We start from the raw sequence: 24,787 nt of genomic DNA on the forward strand, positions 1-24,787 counted from the left end.
TTATGCAACTATTCTTCACGAATGGATCAAGCTGCCTCTAGTTCCTCAATCAACAGGTGCTTGCTTTTTCAACTTCGCCTCTCTACGGCTGATTTTTTTGGTCCAAAAACCGCCCGAGATATACTTGGGTTCATAGCTGATGATAAACGCTCGCTCTTCCACCGCTTTGATCGTTTGATAGAGCTTTTTCTCACTTTTTCTTTGGGAAAGAATCTCTAAAATCAGTCGCGGGCCTTCCAATCCTTCACCAAAGCTTTGTGTCACACCGTAACCCTCTTGTCGCAAAATCTTCGGCAAACTCTTTTCTTCATCTGTATTACTAGGTAGGATCACTGTGACCATTGTATAGCCCAGAGCCAGCTTATCTTCGATTTTGATCCCAATACTGACTCCTGCAGCATAGCCTAGTGCATAGAATAAGAGATTCAGCGGGTTATCCAAACGATCCAATACCATAGATAAGCCTAAAATATAGATCGTGATTTCGATCATACTCACTAATGGGGCAATCACGCGATACCCTTTCATTGTCAATAAAAATCGCAGTGTGTTCAATGTAACATAGGCGAGATTGATAAAGAAAATCATCGCCAGCATTTGTAGATCAACTTCCATCTTTGATTCCCCCTTGTTCTTAGCATATCAAAAGGTAAGCGAAAATTAAAATATTTGAGCAGGATTTAATTACTAAAATAGCTAAATAAAATTTATGCTGGAGAAGACACAGTGCTCAGGTGATTTTGTTGAGGACTACCATGTTATGATTTTGCTCATCGATACACTACCTGTGGTTTCACTCACTTCTATTGATTGAAAAGCGTATCCACCAAAGTGGGAAAAGTAGTGTAAACCACTACTCGTTTGTTTCAGACAAAAAAGAAGTCCAATGGCAAATGGACTTCTTTTTGTCTGATCAACTTTTACAGTGTTCGATCATATTCACGATTGCAGAACATACTTACTTGTTTTCCAAGGGGTTATTCGTCAGCACCAGGTACGAAACTCAGCTCCCAATGGATAGTTCCTTGATAACTTGTTGCTTGCGGCCTCGCGCCAATAGGGATTTCCAGCTCGACACTTTTTTGCATGGTATCCTCGTTTCCATAGCGTTGAATCCAAGTTCCCGCCCCTTGCTTTTCATTGGCACGTGCAATCACTTGGTTCTGCGGTCCCAGCTCGATTGCATCAAAGTAGTCTGGTGCTTCAGAGGGATTTTCTCTAGAGGTAACCATTTCAATATTCGTCAAATGCACACTCGCTCCTTTTAAGTGGTGCTTAAACGCATCCGTGCTAACGAACCCTTCCTCTGATAATCGGGCATTCAAGGTCCAGCCCTTTTGAAGAAATCGACGATCGGAAACCTGAATGTAGTTTGGTCGTTCGGTTGATTCATGATCATCCACTAAAGAAATTCGTTGCGGACGCGCCGGATAGCGGCTTGTCGACGAGCGAATCGGTACTGTACCAAAATTGAATTGTGAAACAAAGTCTATACTGATAAACCCGCGATTTTCTGGTATCAAGGGTGGATTTTCAGGTAGAATCGGTTGATCAGGATCAAGGGGATCTTTTGGGTCTACGTCACCAATGGGTTCCACAGTGGTTGATGCTTCTGCCCATTTGCCATCAAGAAATGCCTGAGCGGTGACCACCTCACCTTGAGTAAAATACTGGAAAGGTTCTAAATCAGATAGATCAAGTAAATAATGCCCGTTTTCATCCGCTTGGGTGTGAAAATACGTGCTATTGCCAGCACTATCGACTGTCGTTTCAAGCGTCGGTTCTGGCATCAGTCCCTCTCTTTGGAATCGAAGGTAGCTACCAGGATTGGCGGTTCCCGAAATCGTATAGGCATTAGGTAAGGTTCTATCTTCTGTCAAAGGATCGATGGTCACCGTGACGTCTGGTATGTTCTCAAACGATAACCGTTGCGAACGAGAAGCAAACTGCGCGGCAAACCCTCGACTTGTTTCCTCATTTAGCGAAGATACATTGGTCACATTGGTATTGGTTCCTGAAATCGCCGCAGTCATGGACAGAATCGGTTGCCACTGAAAATCAACTGTCTCTCCTGTATTTCCATGCCGCCACTGGCGAATCGCCTGATTCTTTGCAGTGATTCCTCCCCCTTCAATTAGACCATTTGTGGTGGTCGTTATGGGGCGGGTTCTTTGCAAATTGACACGCTTGGCATCGTCGATCGTCAATCTTGCGGGATTGTTGGCGCCGGTAAAGAAAAGTAGCCGTTGGACAGCTTGCGGGCTGTCCGAACGAATATCTAAGGTAGCATCTTTGCCTACGTTGAGATTGCCAGTCGTGCCAGAGAAGTGGAAGATATTTGCGGTTGTATTTTGATTTGTTGCTTCAACCTCTAAGGTGCTGCTGTCTTCTAAGGTGACATGCGTATTGGCACTTAACCAGAAAATATGACTGTACAACGTTCGGTTTGCAGCAGCAACCGACAAGCGACTTTTTTCCATTAAGCGAATATCATGGGGCGTGCCTGATGTGATGACTGCTGGGCTGTTGTTTTGTGTATTTAGTGCCAATTCCGCGCCTTTTCCTAACTCAATGCGTCCATTGCCAGCGACAAAGCGAATATTAGCACCGCCTGCTTCACCAGCTGAACCGTTGGCATTTAATGATAGTCGGGCATTATCCCCTAATACGAGACGCGCATTTGTATTATAAAAATCAAGATTTCCTGAGCTGATCGTCGACATTTCGACGTTTGCTCCCTCACGAAGCTCTATTTGGTTGATTTCAAAATTCGCCTGAGTATTTGTGTGAATCGTCCAAGAAGCATTGAAGTCTGATGTATATCTAGGCGTTTGGTGTGAAACCGAATGTCCAGAAAAGCTGGCTCGAGAGTGCAACCCGTAAAACAACTGATTGCCCGTATGGTTGAGATTGTGGTATCGAATGATTGAACGCTGCTGATTTGTCATGTTCAAATCATGGTATTCAATTGCCCCCCAAAAGTTTCCATGATAGAGTTCCAAATTTTGCAAGGTAATGTCCCATGGAGAATCAGGATTGACACTCGAATCGCGGAAACAGATCGCTACGGCTCTAAGATCCATCTGATATTTGTCGAGGCCATCGATGATTAACGTTCTTGAAACTCTCGAGGCATTGATATAAACATAGGCTAATCCGCCGTTAGGATTGACGCTGCTGCTCCAGCCGTCAATTCCCGTAATGCCTAAACGAGGATTATCGTTCGTTTGAAAACTGGCTGTCAAATAAATATAGTTGACCGTCGGATCGACCATTGCAGCCATAAATTCGACCCAGTTAGCAACTCCTCTTTTTTTTACGTCGTCGCCTAAAAGATAAAGATTGCCAGGATCAGATGTTGATGCCTCAGGAAGCTGGCTTTCTATTTCCTTCTCTTCTGCTAGTTGATCTTCTTGATCCTCTTGATCCAAATGATCCAATTGATCAGTGGAGTCACTCGAATCAGTTCGCTCATCCTCTTGTGTGTCCGTAAGGTTTTCCCGTGCTTCCTTTATTTCAAGCATTATCATTGAATCTGCTGCTTCAAATGGAAACGATCCTGCTGTATCAACTATCAATGGAACCAAAAAATCACTTCTAGGGGTATCGGTCGTTAGTTTCCAACCGTTCTCTTCAGTGAGTGGCGTGATCTTGACTCCCTTTGGCAACTCCTCTTCAGCAATAACCGCAGCTTTCGGCAATCGGATCGCTATTTCACTAATGGGACGGTCCGTATGAAACGCAACCAGTAACAGGTCTCCTACAGTCCCGACTTTACTTGATTCATCAAAATAAATGGCAACTCTTTCCTCAGCCTCTTGCTCTCGTATCGGATCGAATGATTCACTCGTAACCGTTTCTTCCTCCAGCTCCGCAGCAAAGAAAACGTTTGAAGAAACCACTCTCATGGTTGAGAAAAAGTAGATTCCTCCAAGTAAGCCAATAATGATGGTGAAATATACCTTTCTCTTTTTCTTGTTCATTTGTTGATGCCCCACCTTTCAGCGTATCTTTCCCTTGAAATCGATCAAGGATCAGTCCTTCCCAAAGAGCAGCTTTAGCCATCAGGACGCTTGCTTCCCTTTTTCAATTGCAGCTGATCAGAAAACCACTGTCCTGCCACCGTTTGACTTGCCATCGATTTTAAATGACAAAAATAATCGCCAATTAAAATAACAAACATTATAAATAACGATGGTTTTGATCGTTTCACTTTATTCTATAGCCCACGCTATTGCTTAGTAAAATCAGAATATTCCTCAGGCGGTGAAAAATGTATTTCAACTAATCACTTTGTGAAATCGATAGTTTCGGCACACAAAAAAAACAGCTAGATGTTAGCCATCTAGCTGAAATCATTCATCGTTATGCTCAAAGGACCACTTCTATTAAGAGTAACTGTCACTGCTATTTAGAACGAAAATAGCCATTTGAAGATTCTTCTTGTTGATCGTCTTCAATCATTCCTTTTAATGATCGATCTAAAACGGAACGTTTTTTTTCACCATTTTTTTTATTGCTGGCTCGAAACTCACTGCGTGTCATCCCAACAGAGGGGTGGCGATTGAATTTTTTGACGGTCGGATCATTTTCTTCTTTGACTTGATAAGCTGCTGGTTCAGTATCAAACAACAAATAACTTTCTTGTTTTTTTGCCATTGCATCCATCAAATCGTTCGGCGTAATTTCAGGTTTTTGCTCATCTGGAATAATCGATGCAGGAATATATTTAGGCACGAAATAAGAGCGCCCCGAATATTCTTTTTTCGAAGAAACAGGAACCTCAGCTTTTTCCTTCTTACTAGTCACTTGATAAGAAGAATGGTTCGCCTCTTTGCCAAAAAAGTTGGTTTTTTCTGTTGGCATTTGCTCTTTCACTGGACGTTTTCCGTACTGAGGCAAGTTGGCACGGTGATTGGCAAGCTCTTCTTTTTGACGAACATTGTGCCCCCGATCCCGTTGGCTGGACTGCACTTTGCGCTGTAAAGATTGATTTTCATCCTTGTGAGAATGACTCACGGGATCTTTGATTTCGGTTAAAATCCAATCATCTGCTTTACTGAATGCGGGGCGATGCTCGGATTGCAGCTTCACACCATCTGTATCATCATAAGCAGGAAAACGGAAGTGTTTTCGTTTCACATCTAAATAATTTGCCACTGTACTCATCCTCTTACATGCATTTTTTTCATCATACCATAAATTAAGGAGAATTTCACGAAAGACTACACCATTTCAGATGAGGACACTTCAGCTAAATTCGGCTGGAGGCACCGTCTCCGTCAAGCTTGCTGCATTTGGTTCTTTGACATGGGCAAATAATGGATCGATCTGCCAAATATCTGCAGCATAATTTCGCACCGTTTCATCTGCCGAAAATTTGCCTGCATTGGCAATATTCATTAGGCTGACTTTACGCCAACGTGGCGTATCCTGATAGGCACTATCTACCCGATGCTGCGCGTCACAATAGGCATGAAAATCCTTTAATAAAAAGTATTCATCATTGTATTTCAAAAGGGAATCAAAGATTTCCCGACCTTCAACTTGAATATTCGGGATCGTCCCATCAATAAAGGCATTGACCACCCGTTGCAAGACTGGATCTGACTCATAGTAGGTGTAAGCAGAATAATTATGCTGGGCGTAATACTGATACACTTCTTCTTCCGTCAACCCAAAGATCGCAATGTTTTCATCACCGATCGCATCTCGAATCTCAATATTGGCACCATCTAAAGTCGCGATCGTTACTGCCCCATTTAGCATCAACTTCATATTGCTTGTCCCTGACGCTTCTTTAGAGGCCAATGAGATTTGTTCACTGACATCCGCTGCTGGAATGATTTTTTCTGCTAATGAAACGTTGTAATTTTCTAAAAATACAACCTTGATTTTATCATTGATGGTTTCATCATGATTGATCAGATTCGCCACTTCATTGATGACTTTAATGATCGATTTTGCGTAGTGATAGCTTGGTGCTGCTTTGGCACCAAAAATAAAGACTCTTGGATGAAACGCTGCAGTCGGATCGTCTTTGACCTCAAAGTAGAGCTTCAAAATTCGCATTAGATTCAGCAGTTGTCGTTTGTACGCATGCAGGCGTTTGATCTGCACATCAAAAATTGCCGTTGGATCTACTGTAATGCCCGTTGCTTTTTGAATGTGCTGTGCCAGTGCACGCTTGTTACTCATTTTTGCGTCGGCAATTTGTTGCAGAACGGTTTCGTCATCATAATAATTTTTGAGCAGCTGCAGATCCAAGGGGTCATTGCGCCAACTCGTACCGATCGACTGATCCAGCACTTTGGCTAATGGTTGATTGGCTAGCTGAAGCCAACGCCGTTGTGCGATGCCGTTGGTTTTATTGTTGAAACGGGCAGGATAAATGAGATAGAAGTCATGGAGTACCACTGATTTTAGTAAATCAGAATGGAGCTTGGCTACCCCATTGACACTATGGCTGCCGATGATGGCTAGATGTGCCATATGGACTTGATCATCAATAATGATTCGCGTCCGATCCAGTAAGGCTTGCGGATGGACCCCTTGCATTCCTTCGACAAAGCGCCGATCAATTTCTTTGATGATCTGATCCATTCTCGGCAACACTTCTTCAATCATGCGAACTGGCCATTTTTCTAAGGCTTCCGCCATGATCGTATGGTTCGTATAACTCATGACTTTCACAGTGATCGACCACGCTTGTTCCCAAGCAAGGCCTTCTTCATCAACTAAAATGCGCATCAGTTCTGGGACACAAAGCGCTGGGTGCGTGTCGTTGATATGGATTGCGACTCGTTCACTGAGCATCGCTAAAGGCAGATTCGATTTTTTATAATAGCGAATGATACTTTGAATGCCTGCAGAAACAAAAAAGTATTCTTGCATCAATCGTGTACGTTTGCCGATCTCGTTTGAGTCATCTGGATATAAAACAGCAGTCAAATTTTCTAAGGCTTGCCGTGATTCCAATGTCGCATAATGAGCCTCATCTTCAGCAGGCACTTCGACACTCCACAAGCGCAGTGTGTTGATGTGTTGATTCTGATAGCCAACCATCGCGGTGTCATACGGAACTGCCCGCCAGGTAAAGCCGCCTTCATAGACTGGCGCTAGTTTTCCGTCCTCTCCCGTAACGAGATAGACCTGCCCACCAAATCGAATAGGCACCGCTTTACTTTCTTTGCGGACTTCCCAGACATTCCCAGAGCGTAACCAATCATCTGGTAATTCTACTTGATGGCCGTCAATAAATTTTTGTTTAAATAATCCATAGCGATAGCGAATCCCGTTCCCATTTCCGGGCAAGCTTAATGAAGCCAGCGAGTCCATAAAACAAGAGGCCAAACGACCCAGGCCCCCGTTTCCTAAAGCCATGTCTTTTTCTGTATCCGCAACCTCATCAAGGGAAACGCCTAACTCTTCAAAAACGGCTTCCGCTTGTTCCAGCAGCTGCATATTCAACAAATTGCTTTTTAGCATTTTGCCAGGCAAAAATTCGATTGAAAAATAGTACGCTTGTTTTTGATCCTCCAGCAAGAGATTTTTTCTGGTTTGACGCCAGTCTTCTGAATACATTTGCTTCACCACATTGGCTAGTGCTTGAAACAATTCCTGCGGTGAAGCTTCATCCACTTCAATCGCAAAGAGTTCATGAACACTGATTTCTAGCAGTTCACGCAATCGTTCTTTTGTCATAGGGTTACACTCCTTTTTGCATTCAATTTATAAAAAAGAAGAATCCTTGCCGCCAAAATTGCTAGTCATACAACTAGCAGTTCTGTTGCAGACAAGGATTCTTCTGTCTTAAAACAATCAAACTTTGATAGTATTATACAACTGGATATAAAGATCGGAACTTTGATTCCAGCTGAAATCTTTTGCCATTGCTTGCTTGACCAATACGTTCCACGTTGCCTGATCAGATTGATACAATTCGATCCCTTGCTTCAAGGCATTCATCAAGTAAAATGGTGAAAACTCTTGAAAGCCAAAGCCGGTACCTTGTTTCGTGATCGGATTATAGGAATCTACCGTATCTTTCAAGCCACCGATTTCGTGAACGACCGGTAATGTACCATAACGCATCGCGATCATCTGTGACAGTCCGCATGGTTCGAAGGCGGAAGGCATCAAGAAAAGATCCGCTGCTGCGTATAACTTTTGCGCCAATGCAATATCAAAAGAAATCGCGGCAGCACATTTGTCAGGATATTTCTGAGCAAAATAGCGAAAGCCTTCTTCAAAATCATGTTCGCCAGTCCCTAGTAAGATGAACTGAACATCAAATTGCAAGAGATTTTCCATTTCTTCAAGGACCAAATGGAACCCTTTTTGAGTGGTCAAACGGCTAACAACAGAAATCAATGGGACATCTTTACGGGTAGGCAAACCAAACTGTTCTTGTAGCGCTCGCTTGTTTTTGACTTTTCCTGATAAATCCTCGACACTGAAAGGATAGTCCAAATGAGGATCGGTTTCTGGATCGTTCATTTCGTAATCAATTCCGTTTAAAATGCCGCTGAGTTTGCCGCTTTCCATACGTAAAATCACTTCAAGCCCACAGCCAAACTCAGAGGTTTTGATTTCTTCACTATAGGAAGGACTGACCGTCGTGATGCGGTCCGCATACAAGATTCCTGCTTTCATAAAGTTCAAGCAATCGTTTAAACGTAGTGTGCCATCATCGTATCTCTCAGTCCCCATACCAAAAAGATCTGGTAAAATATCACGACTATACCACCCTTGAAACCCAATGTTATGGATCGTCAAAACGGTGCGTATGTTTTGATACGCTTGAATCCAATGATATTTTTCTTTGATCAAGAAGGGAATCATCGCCGTATGGTAATCATTGACATGCACGATGTCTGGAATAAATTCAATGCGTTCCATCATTTCGATCACGGCTAATTGGAAGAAAGCAAAGCGTTCCCCATCATCATAAAAATCATAGAGCCGTTCGCGGCCAAAATAGTAGAGATTGTCTATGAAATAATAGGTCACAGAGCCTAGAACTAATTTTTTGATCCCACAATATTGCTTGCGCCAGCCGACCGCCACTTCAAAGGAAAAACAATCTTCCATTTGCTCCTGGTATTCAGCAGGCATTTTCGTGAAATAAGGTAAGACCACAATCGTCTCGACGCCTTTTTTGACCAATTCTTTTGGTAATGCCCCTGCAACATCCCCTAATCCGCCTGTTTTAAAAAATGGGGCGCATTCCGCTGCTGTAAACAGAACCTTCATGCGCTTGCCCCTCCAATAACGTCTTGTGTCACATGAGAATTTTTCTTAATGACGATTGGCGTTTCTTTGGTTCCTTGCACTTTGACGCCTTCTGCGATGGTCACATTTTTATCTAGGATCGCATAAGAGACTTCGGCACCTGCTTTGATCTCATTATTTCCGAAGATGATCGCTCCTTTGACTTTTGCTTCAGGATGGATCTTCGTGCGGCGGGCAACGAGTGACTGTTCGACCGTTCCTTCCACGATGCAGCCAGAAGCAAAGTGGCTATTTTTCACGTCAGATGTTTCCGAATAATACGTTGGCACTTCGTTTTTCAGTTTGGTATAGATCTTTTGATTCGAATAAAGCAACGACGTAAATTTATGCACATCGAGCATATCCATATTTGTTTGATAGTAAGAAGAGATGTCATAAATGTTACTTAAGTAACCAGTGTACTCATATAGACCTGTACTTTCAACAGCGATCATTTCTCGTAAAAATTGACCGAGGTCTGCCGTTGCGCCAACTTTTTGCCCCTCTTTTAGCGCAGCGATCAGACGATCTGTTTGAATGATAAAAATATCCGTACATAAGTTGACAAGGTCACTGACCTCACCTTTTTTCGCTTGGATCGCTTCTTCTAAGTGACCTTCACTGTCTACATTGAACAACAGATCACTTTCGCAAACATTGTCACTGCTGATGCGTTTGTATACGACGGTCATTTCATTGCCTTGTAGCTGATGGATTTTCAGCAAGGCACGCAAATCAATGTTGCATAAGACTTTGCTGCCCATAAATACGGTATGATCCGATTTGGATTTTTCCAAATAGTCGATGACATTATAATAATACTCTTGTCCTTCTGCTTGCTTTTTCAATGAGTCTTGGAACAGGTGAATAAAGAAACGATTTTGTACGCCGTCCAAGTTCCACTCTTTTCCGCCACCGATATGATCGAAGACCGACTGCGTTTCTCCTTCATTGAAAATCATATAGACTTGTTTGATATTGGCATTTTCGATACTTGAAAGATTAAAATCTAACAAGCGATATTTGCAGTCAAACAATAAAGTCGACAGCGGACGGTTTTCTGTTAATGGCATCAAGTCTTGGTATCGTTGCAGATTCCCTAAAATCGCACACATTTTATTAGTTCTCATCAATCGTCACCCCTAAAATTTCAGAATAGCCGACTACGGCAATTTCGTCTGTTCCATCGATCTCTGCATCGTCACCAATCACTGCATTTTCCCCAACGATCACTCGGTTTAATTTAACATTTCTACCGATCACCGCTCCAGGCATGATCACGCTGTCCTTGATCGTCGATCCTTCTTTCACCTGCACATTTTCTGATAAAATACTGTGCTCGATTTCCCCTGCAACATAACAGCCATCCATCACGAGAGAGTTTCTCGCAGCCCCAGTCTCAGTCACAAAATGTGGTGGTGCGATTGGGTTTTTAGAAAATACTTGCCAACTTTTATCCCGAATATTCAACTCCATTGCTGGATCAATAAATTCCATATTGGCTTCCCACAATGAATCGATCGTTCCTACGTCTTTCCAATAGCCAGAGAATCGATAGGCAAAAACGTTGTCGCCGCTTTCGAGATAAGAAGGAATGACATGTTTCCCAAAATCGACCATTTCGCCGTCTTTTGTATAGTTACTCAACAGCATACTGCGCAAACGACTCCAATCGAAAATATAGATCCCCATTGAAGCGAGATTGCTTTTTGGTTCGGCTGGTTTTTCATCAAATTCGATGATACGGTCATTTTTATCGGTGTTCATGATTCCGAAACGCGAGGCATCTTTCATCGGTACTTCGAGAACTGCAACCGTCAATGAAGCATCATTTTCTTTGTGTTTTTCCAGCATTTCTTCATAATCCATTTTGTAGATATGGTCGCCTGATAAAATCAAGACATATTGCGGGTCCATTTCATCGATATAAGCGATGTTTTGATAGATCGCATGAGCAGTTCCTTCAAACCATTTTTCGCCTTCTGAATTTGAATATGGCTGTAAGATCGTCACACCGGTACTGATTCCATCCAATCCCCAGCTCGCACCATTTCCGATATGGTTGTTTAGTGCTAATGGCTGGTACTGAGTGACAACACCCACATTTTTGATTCCTGAATTGACACAATTACTCAACGTGAAATCGATGATCCGATATCTGCCACCAAATGGAACCGCTGGTTTAGCAATATTCTTTGTTAATTTCCCTAATCGAGTCCCTTGTCCCCCTGCGAGGATCATTGCTAACATCTCTGTTTTCATTTTGTTTGGTGATCTACTCACCGTTCCCCCTCTACTCTTTTTTTTGTACTTTCTTTACTGCTTTTTTTCGAGTCATTTTGATTTTTTCTGGTTTGATGATTAAAGCCCCAAGTGCAGGCAAAATTGTTTTGATTTGATAGTCGTATTGCTTAAAAGGGGTATTACTGGTCTGGCAGTCTGGGTTATTCGCCACCCAAGTTCCGCCAAATACATCCCGTTCCGTGTTTAAAATCTCGCGATACGTTCCTTCGTATGGCACGCCGATCGCAAAATCGTGACGCTCCACTGGTGTCAGATTGACAACCACGATCAAGAAATCTTTTTTCGTTTTTCCTTGTCGCAAGAAAGTCAATGTCGTTTCATCTAAGTTGTCTGCATCGATCACCATCAATGATTCTTCTTGATCATCCAATTCCCAAAGGGCTCGTTCTTCTTTGTACAATTCATTCAAGGTTTGGGTGAAGAACTGCATTTTTGCATTGAATGCGTCGTTTAAATCGACCCATTCAAGCCCATGATCATATTTCCATTCTAAAAACTGTCCCCATTCACTACCCATGAATAACAGTTTTTTCCCTGGATGCATCATCATGTACGTATAGAGATTTCGTAGTTGTGAAAACTGTTTGTAGCGGTCTCCCCACATTTTGTGCATCAAACTTTTTTTGCCATGAACCACTTCGTCATGGGAGAGTGGCAAGATATAATTTTCTTGCATCCGATACATGAAAGAAAAAGATAAAAGGCTTAGATGATCTTTACGGAAAATCGGGTCCATTTCGTAAAAACGCAGGACATCATTCATCCAGCCCATATTCCATTTGTAGTCAAACCCGAGAGCGCCTCCTTCGACCATTCCTGTTATTTTGGTCTCGGAAGTACTTTCCTCTGCAATCATGACAATTGCAGGATGGGCTAACTTGATGACTGAATTGAGCTTTTGTAAGAAATAGTACCCTTCAAAATTCCGATTGCCCCCTTCGTGATTCGGTTCCCATGGACCTTCATCATAATCGCGATAGATCATGTTGGAAACGGCATCTACCCGAATACCATCAATGTGGTAAAATTCGATCCAGAACAATGCACTTGAGATCAGAAAGCTTTGGACTTGCGGTTTGCCTAGATCAAAGTTGATCGCACCCCAGCGAACATTTTTCGCTCGGTTTTCATCCATGTATTCAAAGGTCGGCGTGCCATCATAATAGGCAAGACTGTCATCATTGACACAGAAATGTCCTGGCACCCAATCAACGAAGACACCTATATTTTCCAAATGACAAGCCTCTACAAAGTCTTGAAATTGTTCTGGTGTCCCATAATAGGAGCTAAGTGCAAAGTAACCAGTCAATTGATAGCCCCAGGAGGTTCCTAAGGGATGTTCCATCAAAGGCATAAATTCGATATGGGTGTAGCCCATTTTTTTCACGTAAGGAATAAGTTCATCTTTTAATTCGGAGAAGCGATAAGGGGTGCCATCTTCGTGATGCTTCCAGGAGCTGGCATGAACTTCATAAATATTAAGAGGTCGATTAAATGTTTTTTGTCTTTTTTTCCGTCCTTGCCATAACCCATCCCGCCATTTTTTTTGTGGGATCGAATGCAACACGGCAGCAGTTCCTGGTCGAGCTTCGAAATGGACAGCAAAAGGATCGATCTTCAATACTTCTCGTCCATTTGCTTGTTTTACTTTGTATTTGTAAAGCTGTCCTTCTTTTACTTGATTGGTCTCAATTTCCCAAACACCGGATTCTGCCCTTTTGTTCATCGGCAAGGTGTCCGTCCATTGGTTGAAGTCGCCAACAAGCCAAACTTGCTGAGCATTTGGTGCCCAAACGCGAAACACGTAGCCATCATCTACTTGATGGGTGCCTAAGAAATGCTGTACATAAAAATTTTCACCACTCAGAAAGTCTTTTTCCGCAGTCAGTACCTGTTGTTTGGTAACCACTCTCTCATCAGTCCTCCTCAAATTCATTTTGATCGCTGACTGAAATGCCAACGACCTTGTTACGCTCTTTCACCTTTTATTAATCTTTAATTAATCGTTTCAAAATTAACTACATCTCTCTATCTAGCATAGCATAAAACACTGCGCTAGTAACGCAATAACCTTAGTTGCCAGCAAATAATCTTTGACAGAAAAAAACAGCTTGAACGTATCTGTTCAACCTGTTTCAGCTCTACTTTTTAGCTTTTGGAAAATGAAGTATGTGACTACCCATAACTGAAACAAACTTGCTAAAACAAGAATGAAAACTACCATCACTGGAAGTGTTTCAGTTAATTCAAAATATGCCAACAGTGTCCCAAATGCAGAAGAGGCGGAGCAAAAACACCAAAATCGAAACCCATAAAAACTGGTCACCACGGTATAAAGACTGATGATCCCCAACAAGAAGAGCTGAGTAAATCGGTCAAATACCGTATCGGTATAATAAATTTCACCTAACAAGGCTTGGATCGCACCAAAACTTGTCGGTACTTTATAAAGCGTCAGCAGAGCGCCGAGCAAGCTGAATGCGCCAATCAGAAGATGACTGCCAGCTAAGCCGATTCGAATGTTTAGTTTCACGCGTCTTTCACAACCTTCAATCTAAAAAAATCCTTTTTCCGCTAACTACTGCTTACACAGCCGTTTTCCTTATTCACTAGAGCCGAAATCATCTGTACTTATTTTGCCTGCCAAAGCTCTTTTACTTGTCCATCCGTGTAAACTTTATAGACTTTATTTGCCGATGAGGAGGTGTTTGTTCGAGCAATCAAGTAATAGTTCCCGTCACAATCAAACTCACCCTCACTTAATAATTTGTAACTCGTCACTGGCCCATTTGCCATTTTCTTTGCTAAGTAACGCAAGGCATGAGCTGGATTCACCAGATAGTTTTGATTGATGAGCCAATCAATGATCACGGAAACGATCGTATTTGCCCCAAACCGTTCCTGTTGTTTTAACGCAAGAATGAGATCGCCATCAGAAAAACGCGTTTCATCGATCCCCGCTTTTGTAATTGCTTGCCGAGCAGCTTCTATTTCTGACATTGATACGAACGTGATCATTTCTGCTTTCGTTTTGTTTTGTTCCAACTGTTCAAAATCAACCGTTTTATATCCTTCCATTTTTATATCCCCTTTCAAAGTTCTAGAATCATCATATCATCAAGAAATCAAAACTCCAAACAAAACGATTGTTGTTTTTTAATTTTTATTCATCAAATTATCATTTGAAGAAATAAGAAAAAAAGCTGCTAGAATCGAATCTAGCAACTTTTAAATAGTCAGAAATTTTAAAACAAATAACATAATTATTAGAAATTCTAATTATTATTGAAATAAAGTTTATTGTATGAACCTGATTTGTTTGCCAAGTGAGCAATCACAAGCCGTTGGACGAACAGATCCTTTTCAGAAGACGGATAACGCTCGTTTTTTAGATTATCACAATTTATTTCTTCCAGCAACAAATGTAGCTCAGGACTTATGATCTCGCCCCGTCGAAGTGATTCCAGAAAAATACTCGGACGGACTTTTTTATTTTTACGAATGCGTTCAAGGATCACACTCACTTGGTCTAAGTAATAGACTGGATCAACATCACCGATCAAATCCATTAATTCATCATAGATCGCAAGGGTGCGCAACTGTTCATTCGCTTCAAAAAAAGCAGGCAGTGTTGGTGGCCACTGTGTTTCTGAGTAAGAGATCAACTGAAATTGTTCATGACTCAATGCATAGACCGCTCCTTGTTCAACTCCTTGCTGACAACCGTAAAAGTATTTATTTTCAACACTTGACGCAACAAAGCTTTTGATAAAACCAGCGATTTCTTGTGTTGACCAATTGCGCGCTGCTTGATAGAAATCATCACTTACTTGTATCTGCTGTTGATCCTGTTCAGTATAGATGGGGAAGCCTAAATAATAGCGTCGTTCTTGGCGGATGATCAACTTTTCTGCGATCAAGCGGTCAAGAATTTTATCAAATGAACCATCTGTAAACTTCGCTTTTAATGCTCGTAGCGTCGGCGGCTCTTGGCTATTTAATAGCTCCTCTACCAATTCATGGAATTTCGAAGATTCCAGTATCGGTTGCAATGAGCGAAAGTGGGGACTGTAAAAAAATTTCACTGCGTGTACTCCTTATCCAAACAATCATGAAAAATGCTGGCTTGATCTACCAAAACAGATCTCACCAGCATTCAGACAGTTAGCTTAATTATCCTTCAAAAACCTCTGTTAATTGAGGTACGATTTGTTTTTTACGAGAAACGACACCAGGTAAAAACGCACGATTGTTGGTTAATGTCGTTTTAAAGGCTGCTTCTACTGGGGCAGTTGGTTCACCAACGACTAGCAGCTCAGAATTACTATCTAAGATATCAGTGGCAACCAGCAAGAACAGATCATAGCCATTTGCTGCCATTGAATCCTTCATAGCCGCTTCCAACTCTGCTTGACGGTCAAAGACTTCTTTTAGATCAACCGTGTTGACTTGTCCGATACGGATGTTTTTAGCACCCATTGGGAAGCTTTTGGCATCTAGGTCCAGCAATTCTGCTGCTGATTTCGTTCCAAGATTCGTACCAGCTTTTAACATATCTAATCCATAGACTTCCAGTTCTACATCTGCTATAACGGCTAGTTCTTTGGCTGCTGTTACGTCTTCGTCGGTACATGTTGGTGATTTAAACAACAATGTATCAGAGATGATCGCTGAGAGCATGATTCCTGTGATCGCTTTTGGAATTTCCACTTGATTTTCTTTGTATAATTTCAACACGATCGTACTTGTACAACCGACCGGCTCTGCACGATAATACAGTGGGTTTGCCGTTTCAAAGTTAGCGATACGATGATGATCAACAACTGCCAACACAGTGACATCCGCAATATCCGCTACACTTTGTTGAAATTCATTATGATCCACTAACATTACTTCTTGGGTTTCCTTTGCCACTGAATCGATCACCCGAGGGGCAGTTAGGCCAAAGGTATCTAACGCAAATTGTGTCTCTTCATTCGGTGTACCAAGCGCTACTGCTTCACAATCTTTTCCAAGTTGATTTTGTAAATTTGCAAAGGCAATTGCTGCACCAATGGCGTCGGTATCAGGATTTTGATGACCGAATACTAATATTTTCGACATTTCTTCATCGCTCCTATTTCAATTGATATTCACTTTCTAATCATAGTAAAAAAACAGGAAAGAAGCAATAGCAATCTCTTCTTTCCTGTTTTGATCAACGGGTTAAGTAACCTTTATAGTCGTCTACATGAAGCAAACGCTTGGCATTTTTCACCCGATCTTCTGTTGGTGGTTCGATCCCTTCAAGGGGATATTTCAAACCAAGCTCATCCCACTTGTATTTCCCCATCGTGTGATAAGGCAAGATCTCTACTTTATCGACATTCTTCAGTGTTTTGATAAACTCATCCAAACGGATCAAAAATTCATCATAGTCGCTTCTAAAAGGAACCAGCACGTGACGAATCCAGACAGGCTGATTGATCTCTGAAAGATAATTCGCCATATCCAAAATATTATCGTTCGATTGGGTAGTCAACTCTTTATGGGCTTTGTTATCGATGTGCTTGATATCAAACAATAACAAGTCAGTAACGGTCATCAGCTCTTGAAACTTGCTAAAAAATGGTTCTTCCCGTGTAAATGGTTTTCCACAAGTATCTAATGTCGTGCTGACACCTTCTGCTTTGGCTTTACGAAACAGATCGATCAGAAAGTCCATCTGAAGCAATGGTTCCCCACCACTGACGGTGATCCCACCTTTTTGTCCCCAGAATTCGCGATATTTCAATGCCTCTTCTAAGACATCATCAGTCGTTCGTTCGACACCGGTGCCAATCTTCCATGTATCTGGATTATGACAAAACTGGCAACGCATGCGGCATCCTTGCATGAATACAATAAAACGGATACCTGGTCCATCTACTGATCCAAAACTTTCTGTTGAATGTACTTGTCCTGTTACTGCCATAATGCTCTTCCTTTCTTCGAAACGACGGATGACCACGCTCCGTCTGATACTTTCAAAACAAGAGGCGGCGGATTTTCCCGTCCGCCGCCTGAAGTTGTTGCTTATTACATTGCTTCGTGCATTGTACGAGCAATCACGTCATCTTGTTGTTCTTTTGTTAATTTAATGAAGTTTACTGCATAGCCAGATACCCGAATCGTTAATTGTGGGTATTTTTCTGGGTGAGCTTGCGCATCAAGCAATGTGTCACGGTTAAATACGTTGATATTTAAGTGGTGACCACCTTTTGCTGCATAGCCATCTAGCATTGTTGCTAGGTTTTCTTGTTGTGTTTCGTCGTCACGTCCTAATGCTTTAGGTACGATTGAGAAGGTGTTTGAAATACCATCTAATGAGTAATCATATGGTAATTTCGCAACTGATGAAAGACTTGCCAAAGCACCATGCGTATCGCGACCATGCATTGGGTTTGCACCTGGAGCAAATGGTGCGCCTGCACGACGTCCATCAGGCGTGTTCCCTGTTTTCTTACCATAAACCACGTTAGAAGTGATAGTAAGGATCGACGTTGTGTGTTTTGAATCACGGTATGTTTTCGTGCGTTTTACTTTTTTCATGAAGGCTTTCAACAAGTTGACTGCGATATCATCTACGCGATCATCATTGTTTCCGTATTTCGGATAATCGCCTTCGATTTCGTAATCTTCAACAATGCCGTTTTCATCACGGATCGTACGAACTTTGGCATATTTGATCGCTGATAATGAGTCAACTGCAACAGAGAAACCAGCGATACCAGTAGCCATCGTACGTAGAATGTCTGTATCTTGTAGCGCCATTTCAATGCGTTCATAAGAATATTTGTCGTGCATGTAATGAATGATGTTCAATGTGTTCACATACAGATCACAAATCCAGTCCATCATTGTGTCATATTTTTCCATTACTTCGTTATAATCCAAGTATTCAGAAGTAATTGGTTGGAATTTTGGTCCAACTTGTGCTTTTGATTTTTCATCGACCCCACCGTTGATTGCATACAACAATGTTTTCGCTAAGTTGGCACGAGCACCAAAGAATTGCATTTGTTTCCCGATGCGCATTGCGGATACACAACAAGCGATTCCGTAGTCGTCGCCCCAATGTCCACGCATCACATCATCATTTTCATATTGAATCGCTGATGTTTGGATCGACATTTTCGCACAGAATGTTTTGAAGTTATGAGGCAAACGTGTTGACCATAAAACAGTCAAGTTTGGTTCTGGTGCTGGGCCTAAGTTTGCTAAAGTGTGTAAGAAACGGAAGCTGTTTTTCGTTACCATATGACGTCCGTCTTCACCCATACCAGCGATTGATTCAGTTACCCAAGTTGGGTCACCAGAGAACAATGCGTTGTAATCAGGCGTCCGAGCAAATTTCACAAGACGTAGTTTCATGACGAAATGGTCAACGATTTCTTGTGCTTCTTCTTCAGTGATCACGCCATTCTTCAAATCGCGTTCAACATAAATATCAAGGAAAGTTGACGTACGTCCCAATGACATTGCTGCACCATTTTGCTCTTTGATGGCTGCTAAGTAGCCAAGGTATAACCATTGGAATGCTTCTTTCGCCGTTTGAGCTGGTTTAGAAATATCAAATCCGTAAATGTTTCCTAATTCTTTCAATTCGCTTAACGCACGAATTTGTTCACTCAATTCTTCACGTTGGCGGATAATGTCTTCAGACATCGTTCCGTTTCCGCAATACAATAGGTCTTGTTGTTTTTCTTTGATCAAGAAGTCCACACCGTATAATGCCACACGTCGGTAGTCACCAATGATTCGGCCACGGCCGTAAGCATCAGGAAGACCTGTGATTACACCAGAACGGCGCGCTGCTCTGATTTCAGGTGTATAAGCATCAAAAACTCCTTGGTTATGTGTTTTACGGTAGTCACGGAAAATGTGAGAGACTTCCGCATCAATTTCATAGCCATAAGATTCTGCTGCTTGTTCTGACATGCGGATGCCACCAAATGGTTGCAAGCTGCGTTTAAATGGTTTTTCCGTTTGGAAACCAACAACTGTTTCTAAGTCTTTGTCTAAGTAGCCAGGTCCATGAGAAGTGATCGTTGAAACGACTTTTGTATCCATATCCAATACGCCGCCAGCTTCACGCTCTTGCTTGTTCAGTTCCATGACTTGATCCCATAGCTTCGTCGTTGCTTCAGTAGCATCTGCTAGGAATTCATCTGTTCCGTCATAAGGTGTGTAGTTTTCTTGGATGAAGTCGCGTACGTTTACTTCTTCTTTCCAAGTTTTTCCTTTAAATCCATTCCATTGTTCCATTTGATGGACCTCCTTAAATTTTCTGTTCACTAATGTAACAGCTTTACGTGAACAGTATAACACACACCTTAATGATTGCAAGCATTTTCAAGAATTATTTTTAACAATTTATTTTTTTTTAAGATATTAATTACTAAAAACGTTGATTTATAGGTGTTTAATAAATGTGAAACTTTTATTAAAGTACCTTTTTCGTTAATGTGAAAGATTAATTATGAGACAAAAAGCAACCCTTCTGTACTGGTACAGAAGGGTTGCCTTGTTATAATTTATAGTACAGAATCCTCTGCGATTGCAGGACTGATTTGGGTTTTCACTTCGTAGATTTGTCCTCCTGTTTTCTCATCCATGATAAATGAGCCGTTGGAGGTCCGATCATTGATCGGGATTTGGTTGGTGATCACTTCAAAGGATTGTCCTTTTTGATTCGTCACTAGCAGTTGCTGATTTTCCCCACTGCCCATATAGACGACGCGATGAGGATTTTTCTTCAATTCCCGCAAGACCATCAATCCGCGCTTCGCCCGACCTAATTGGTTGATTTCTTGAGCCAACATTCGCTTTGCTGCGCCACGTTGGGTGATCAAAACGATCGGTGTATCCCCTTCGGAATAAACGAGCAACCCATTGATAAGATAATCATCCGCTTTAAGGTTCATCGCTTTGACCCCAGCTGCTTTTGGTCCCACAACAGGCACTTCATTAAGCGGGTAGCGTAAGCCAAAGGCAAGATGACTGACTAAGAATACATCCATTTCTTCCGTTTGATCCGTCAAAAAGACGTTGACCAATTCATCTGATTCATCTTTCAGCTTCATGATCGTCATCGGCCGTGTTTTATAGGTGCGCCAAGGTTCAAATTCCGTCATTCGTGTCTGTTTGATCATACCGTTTTTACTGATCAGCACGAAATTTTTCAATGGATCGATCTCTTTGTACGCAAAGACCCCAATGATCATTTCATCTTGCGCCAGTGTCATGACTGTTTGCGAAATATGTTCCCCTAAATCTTTCCATTTTAAATCAGGTAATTCATGGACCGGTCGATAGATCGTGTTCCCTTTATTAGTAACCAACAACAGGTGATCCAACGTGTTCATTTGATTACTGTAAAGTAAAGAGTCACCTTCTTTCATGCCGATCTCTTCTGGTTTTGAAGCACCGTAAGAACGCAAGCTGCTGCGTTTGACATAGCCGTCTCTTGTGACCGTCACGACGACTTCTTCTTGGGCGACCAAGACTTGTGTTTCGATCTTGATTTCTTGAATTTCTGCTTCGATCTCAGTCAACCGCGCCGTCGTATATTTTTTCTTGATCTCTCGCAGTTCTTTCTTGATCACTTTCAGCAATTCATTTTCTTCATTCAAAATCGTTGTCAATTCAGCGATCGTTTCTGCAAGTTCTTTTGCTTCTGCTTGCAATTGTGTAATGTCCGTATTGGTCAAGCGATACAACTGTAAGTTCACAATGGCTTCTGCTTGTTCTTCGGTAAAACCATGTTGAACCACCAGATTATTTTTGGCATCTTTTTTGTCTTTACTACCGCGAATGGTAGCGATCACCTCATCAAGGATCGACAAAGCTTTGATCAGCCCATCAACGATATGCTGTCTTTTTTGCGCTTTTTGCAGCTCAAAACGACTGCGTTTTTCGATCACTTCACGGCGATGTTTGATGTAGCTTTCTAAAATCCGCTTTAATCCGACTTGCTGAGGACGCATATTGTCGATTGCCACCATGTTGAAGTTGTAGTTGATCTGCAATTCGGTATTCTTAAATAAATAATTTAAAATCCCTTGCGCATTTGCCTCTTTTTTCAGCTCGACAACAATCTGTAGTCCAGTACGATCTGTTTCATCTCGTACTTCAGCAATCCCATCAATGCGTTTATTCAAACGGATCTCATCCATTTTTTTGACTAAGTTGGCTTTATTGACCTCATACGGGATCTCATTGATGACGATTTGCTGTTTGCCGCCTTTGATGTCTTCGATCTTGGTTTTCGAACGCAGGATCACTTTGCCTTTGCCTGTTTCATACGCTTTTTTGATTTCTTCTTTCCCTTGTAAAATACCCCCTGTTGGAAAATCAGGGCCAGGAATGTACTTCATCAGCTGATCCAAAGAAGCTTGCGGATGGTCGATCAAATAGATCGTTCCATCGATGATTTCCCCTAAATTGTGGGTAGGGATCTCCGTTGCATAGCCAGCTGAGATCCCAGTTGAGCCATTGACTAACAGATTCGGGTATTTTGCTGGTAGAACAGTTGGTTCTTTTTCAGTATCATCAAAGTTCCAAACCAATTCCACGGTGTTTTTTTCAATATCTTTTAATAGCTCACCACTTAATTCCGAAAGCCGTGCTTCCGTATAACGCATGGCAGCTGGCGGATCACCATCCATACTCCCGTTGTTCCCGTGCATTTCAATCAAAATCTGACGTAGCTTCCAGTCTTGACTCATGCGGACCATTGCTTCATAGATACTCGAGTCCCCATGGGGGTGAAAATTCCCCATGATATTTCCGACAGATTTTGCTGATTTGCGGAAACCTTTGTCATAGGTATTGCCGTCTTGGTTCATAGCAAATAAAATCCGCCGCTGAACCGGTTTTAACCCATCACGAATATCTGGCAATGCCCGTTCTTGAATAATGTATTTGGAATATCGACCGAAGCGATCTCCCATCACTTCTTCCAATGTCAATTCTTGTATATTGCTTTTGTGTTCCAAGAGACCACCTCCTATTCCTTAACTAACTGTTTGCTGTCTGCTTGTTCGGTATCCATTAATTTTTCATCAACTAATTCAGGTACCGTATCTTCTTTTTTATCCAAAATACTGCCATCTTCTTCTAAACTAAATTGAACATGACTTTCGATCCACTTCCGACGAGGTTCTACCTTGTCCCCCATCAAAGTGGTGACGCGACGTTCTGCTTGGGCAGCATCATCGATCCGTACCCGAATCAGTGTCCGCGTTTCTGGGTCCATGGTCGTTTCCCACAATTGGTCGGCATTCATTTCCCCTAACCCTTTATAGCGCTGTAGGAGATAGCCTTTGCCGATTTTTTGGGTCAGTTTATTTAGTTCATCATCGGTCCAAGCGTATTCAACTACTGACTTTTTCCCTAATCCTTTTGAGACTTTGTACAGAGGCGGCAAAGCAATGTATACTTTCCCCGCTTCAATCAAAGGTTTCATATACCGGTAGAAAAAGGTTAAAAGCAGCACTTGGATGTGCGCCCCATCGGTATCCGCATCGGTCATGATGATCACTTTATCATAGTTGCAGTCTTCAATTGAAAACTCTGGGCCAACACCGGCACCGATAGTATAGATCATCGTATTGATTTCTTCATTTTTCAAAATATCCTGCATCTTGGCTTTTTCAGTATTGATGACTTTGCCTCGCAATGGCAAGATGGCTTGGAACTTGCGGTCTCGTCCTTGCTTTGCTGAACCACCCGCAGAATCCCCCTCCACCAAATACAATTCATTTTTCTTAGGATTACGAGATTGCGCAGGTGTTAATTTACCAGAAAGCAGTGACTCGCCTTTTTTGCGTTTCTTTCCAGTACGGCTTTCTTCTCTCGCCTTTCTGGCAGCTTCACGGGCCTCTCTTGCCTTGATCGCTTTACGAACCAGCATTTGACTCATTTCACTGTTTTCTTGTAGATAATAGCCTAGCTGCTCACCAATCACATTGTCTACCGCATTTCTTGCTAAGGGTGTCCCTAATTTCCCTTTGGTCTGTCCTTCAAATTGCAAAAGATTTTCTGGCACGCGGATCGACAGAACTGCCGCTAACCCTTCACGGAAATCACTGCCTTCAAGGTTCTTATCTTTTTCCTTCAACAAATTGACCTTGCGGGCATACTCATTGAAGGCTTTGGTCATTGACGTCTTCATCCCAACTTCATGGGTACCGCCATCTTTGGTACGTACATTGTTGACAAAGGACAAGACGTTTTCTGAATACCCATCATTGTATTGAAAGGCAAGCTCTACTTCGATGGCTTCTTTCGTGCCAGAAAAATAAACCACTTGGGTCAATGTATCTTTTTCTTCATTTAAATAATCAACAAATTCTTTGATGCCTTCCTCATATAAAAAGACTTCATGAATCGGTTCTTCCCCACGTTCGTCCGTCAGGGAGATTTTGACCCCTTTCAACAAGAACGCTGATTCTCTCAAACGTTCAGCGAGAATCTCATAGGAGAATTTGGTTGCAGAAAAGATTGTATCGTCTGGTTTGAACGTAACGGTTGTTCCCGTTGGTTTACGGGTTTTGCCGATTTTTTTCAAAGTACCTGCTGGTTTCCCGCCGTCTTTGAAGCTCTGTTTGTATTCGATACCGTCTCGAACGATGACCACTTCTAGCCAGCTGGATAAGGCATTTACAACACTGGCACCAACCCCATGAAGGCCGCCAGAAGTTTTGTAGCCGCCTTGGCCAAACTTTCCGCCAGCATGTAACACGGTGAAGATCACTTCAACAGTTGGGATTCCAGATGCATGTGTCCCGACCGGCATTCCCCGACCATTGTCTCGAACACTGATACTATTGTCTTTATGGATCGTAACATCGATTTCATTGCCGTATCCTGAGAGTGCCTCATCAACCGCATTATCGACGATTTCATACACTAAGTGGTGCAAGCCGCGGCTATCGGTCGAGCCGATATACATTCCTGGTCGTTTTCTTACTGCTTCCAGACCCTCTAAGACCTGAATGGAAGCATCATTATATTCTGTGGTTTTCTTTGCCAAACCCACCGCTCCTTTAATCTTGATCAGTCCTTTTCTAAAGCTGAAAGGACTGCAAAAAAAATCTTAACACAAAATACGCTTTTTTCAAGCGAACATTTTTCTAAACTATCTTATCCTTTTTCCTTTGTTTGCACAAGCTAGAGTCGCAAAATG

General features: G+C 42.1%; 16 protein-coding genes. All 16 read right to left on the reverse strand.

What is annotated here, in order from left to right; translation table 11 throughout:
• Positions 1-45: 45 nt before the first annotated feature.
• Positions 46-615, reverse strand: coding sequence for a DUF2179 domain-containing protein (locus QN079_RS10400; RefSeq protein ID WP_005229664.1), 570 nt, complete (start codon positions 613-615; stop codon positions 46-48).
• Between the two features lie 362 nt (positions 616-977).
• Positions 978-3,983, reverse strand: coding sequence for a WxL domain-containing protein (locus QN079_RS10405; protein ID WP_289229705.1), 3,006 nt, complete (start codon positions 3,981-3,983; stop codon positions 978-980).
• Between the two features lie 424 nt (positions 3,984-4,407).
• Complete coding sequence (locus QN079_RS10410; RefSeq protein WP_289229706.1) at positions 4,408-5,169, reverse strand: hypothetical protein; 762 nt, start codon at positions 5,167-5,169, stop codon at positions 4,408-4,410.
• 81 nt (positions 5,170-5,250) lie between these two features.
• The gene (locus QN079_RS10415) at positions 5,251-7,704 is read right to left on the reverse strand and encodes a glycogen/starch/alpha-glucan phosphorylase (protein WP_289229707.1); all 2,454 of its coding nucleotides are present in this window, start codon (positions 7,702-7,704) and stop codon (positions 5,251-5,253) included.
• A 117-nt stretch (positions 7,705-7,821) separates the two neighbouring features.
• Positions 7,822-9,255 (reverse strand): glycogen synthase GlgA, encoded by a 1,434-nt coding sequence (gene glgA / locus QN079_RS10420; protein WP_289229708.1) that lies wholly within the window; start codon positions 9,253-9,255, stop codon positions 7,822-7,824.
• Complete coding sequence (glgD, locus tag QN079_RS10425) at positions 9,252-10,403, reverse strand: glucose-1-phosphate adenylyltransferase subunit GlgD (RefSeq protein ID WP_289229709.1); 1,152 nt, start codon at positions 10,401-10,403, stop codon at positions 9,252-9,254. The genes glgA and glgD overlap by 4 nt, the downstream gene beginning before the upstream one ends.
• Positions 10,393-11,535, reverse strand: a complete 1,143-nt coding sequence (locus QN079_RS10430; protein WP_016610807.1) for a glucose-1-phosphate adenylyltransferase — start codon at positions 11,533-11,535, stop codon at positions 10,393-10,395. The genes glgD and QN079_RS10430 overlap by 11 nt, the downstream gene beginning before the upstream one ends.
• A 31-nt stretch (positions 11,536-11,566) precedes the next feature.
• On the reverse strand, positions 11,567-13,513 hold the full coding sequence (gene glgB, locus QN079_RS10435; protein WP_289230735.1) for a 1,4-alpha-glucan branching protein GlgB: 1,947 nt from the start codon (positions 13,511-13,513) through the stop codon (positions 11,567-11,569).
• Between the two features lie 189 nt (positions 13,514-13,702).
• Positions 13,703-14,110: a hypothetical protein gene (locus QN079_RS10440; protein WP_005229650.1), complete on the reverse strand. Its 408-nt coding sequence runs from the start codon at positions 14,108-14,110 to the stop codon at positions 13,703-13,705.
• Positions 14,111-14,208: 98 nt separating this feature from the next.
• Positions 14,209-14,655 carry a hypothetical protein gene (locus QN079_RS10445; RefSeq protein ID WP_289229710.1) on the reverse strand — a complete coding sequence of 149 codons (447 nt, stop codon included), beginning with the start codon at positions 14,653-14,655 and terminating at the stop codon, positions 14,209-14,211.
• 197 nt (positions 14,656-14,852) lie between these two features.
• Positions 14,853-15,662, reverse strand: a complete 810-nt coding sequence (locus QN079_RS10450; RefSeq protein WP_289229711.1) for a DUF1803 domain-containing protein — start codon at positions 15,660-15,662, stop codon at positions 14,853-14,855.
• An 88-nt stretch (positions 15,663-15,750) separates the two neighbouring features.
• The gene (locus tag QN079_RS10455; protein ID WP_289229712.1) at positions 15,751-16,680 is read right to left on the reverse strand and encodes a manganese-dependent inorganic pyrophosphatase; all 930 of its coding nucleotides are present in this window, start codon (positions 16,678-16,680) and stop codon (positions 15,751-15,753) included.
• Between the two features lie 94 nt (positions 16,681-16,774).
• Positions 16,775-17,530 (reverse strand): pyruvate formate-lyase-activating protein, encoded by a 756-nt coding sequence (pflA, locus tag QN079_RS10460; protein ID WP_010749400.1) that lies wholly within the window; start codon positions 17,528-17,530, stop codon positions 16,775-16,777.
• Positions 17,531-17,634: 104 nt separating this feature from the next.
• A complete protein-coding gene (pflB, locus tag QN079_RS10465) occupies positions 17,635-19,863 on the reverse strand; it encodes a formate C-acetyltransferase (RefSeq protein ID WP_010749399.1) in 2,229 nt (742 codons plus the stop codon).
• A gap of 269 nt (positions 19,864-20,132) precedes the next feature.
• On the reverse strand, positions 20,133-22,595 hold the full coding sequence (parC, locus tag QN079_RS10470; RefSeq protein ID WP_289229713.1) for a DNA topoisomerase IV subunit A: 2,463 nt from the start codon (positions 22,593-22,595) through the stop codon (positions 20,133-20,135).
• An 11-nt stretch (positions 22,596-22,606) separates the two neighbouring features.
• On the reverse strand, positions 22,607-24,634 hold the full coding sequence (gene parE / locus QN079_RS10475; protein ID WP_289229714.1) for a DNA topoisomerase IV subunit B: 2,028 nt from the start codon (positions 24,632-24,634) through the stop codon (positions 22,607-22,609).
• Between the last annotated feature and the right edge of the window lie 153 nt (positions 24,635-24,787).

The organism is Enterococcus sp. FZMF, assembly GCF_030263915.1.
Classification (GTDB): domain Bacteria; phylum Bacillota; class Bacilli; order Lactobacillales; family Enterococcaceae; genus Enterococcus_D; species Enterococcus_D casseliflavus.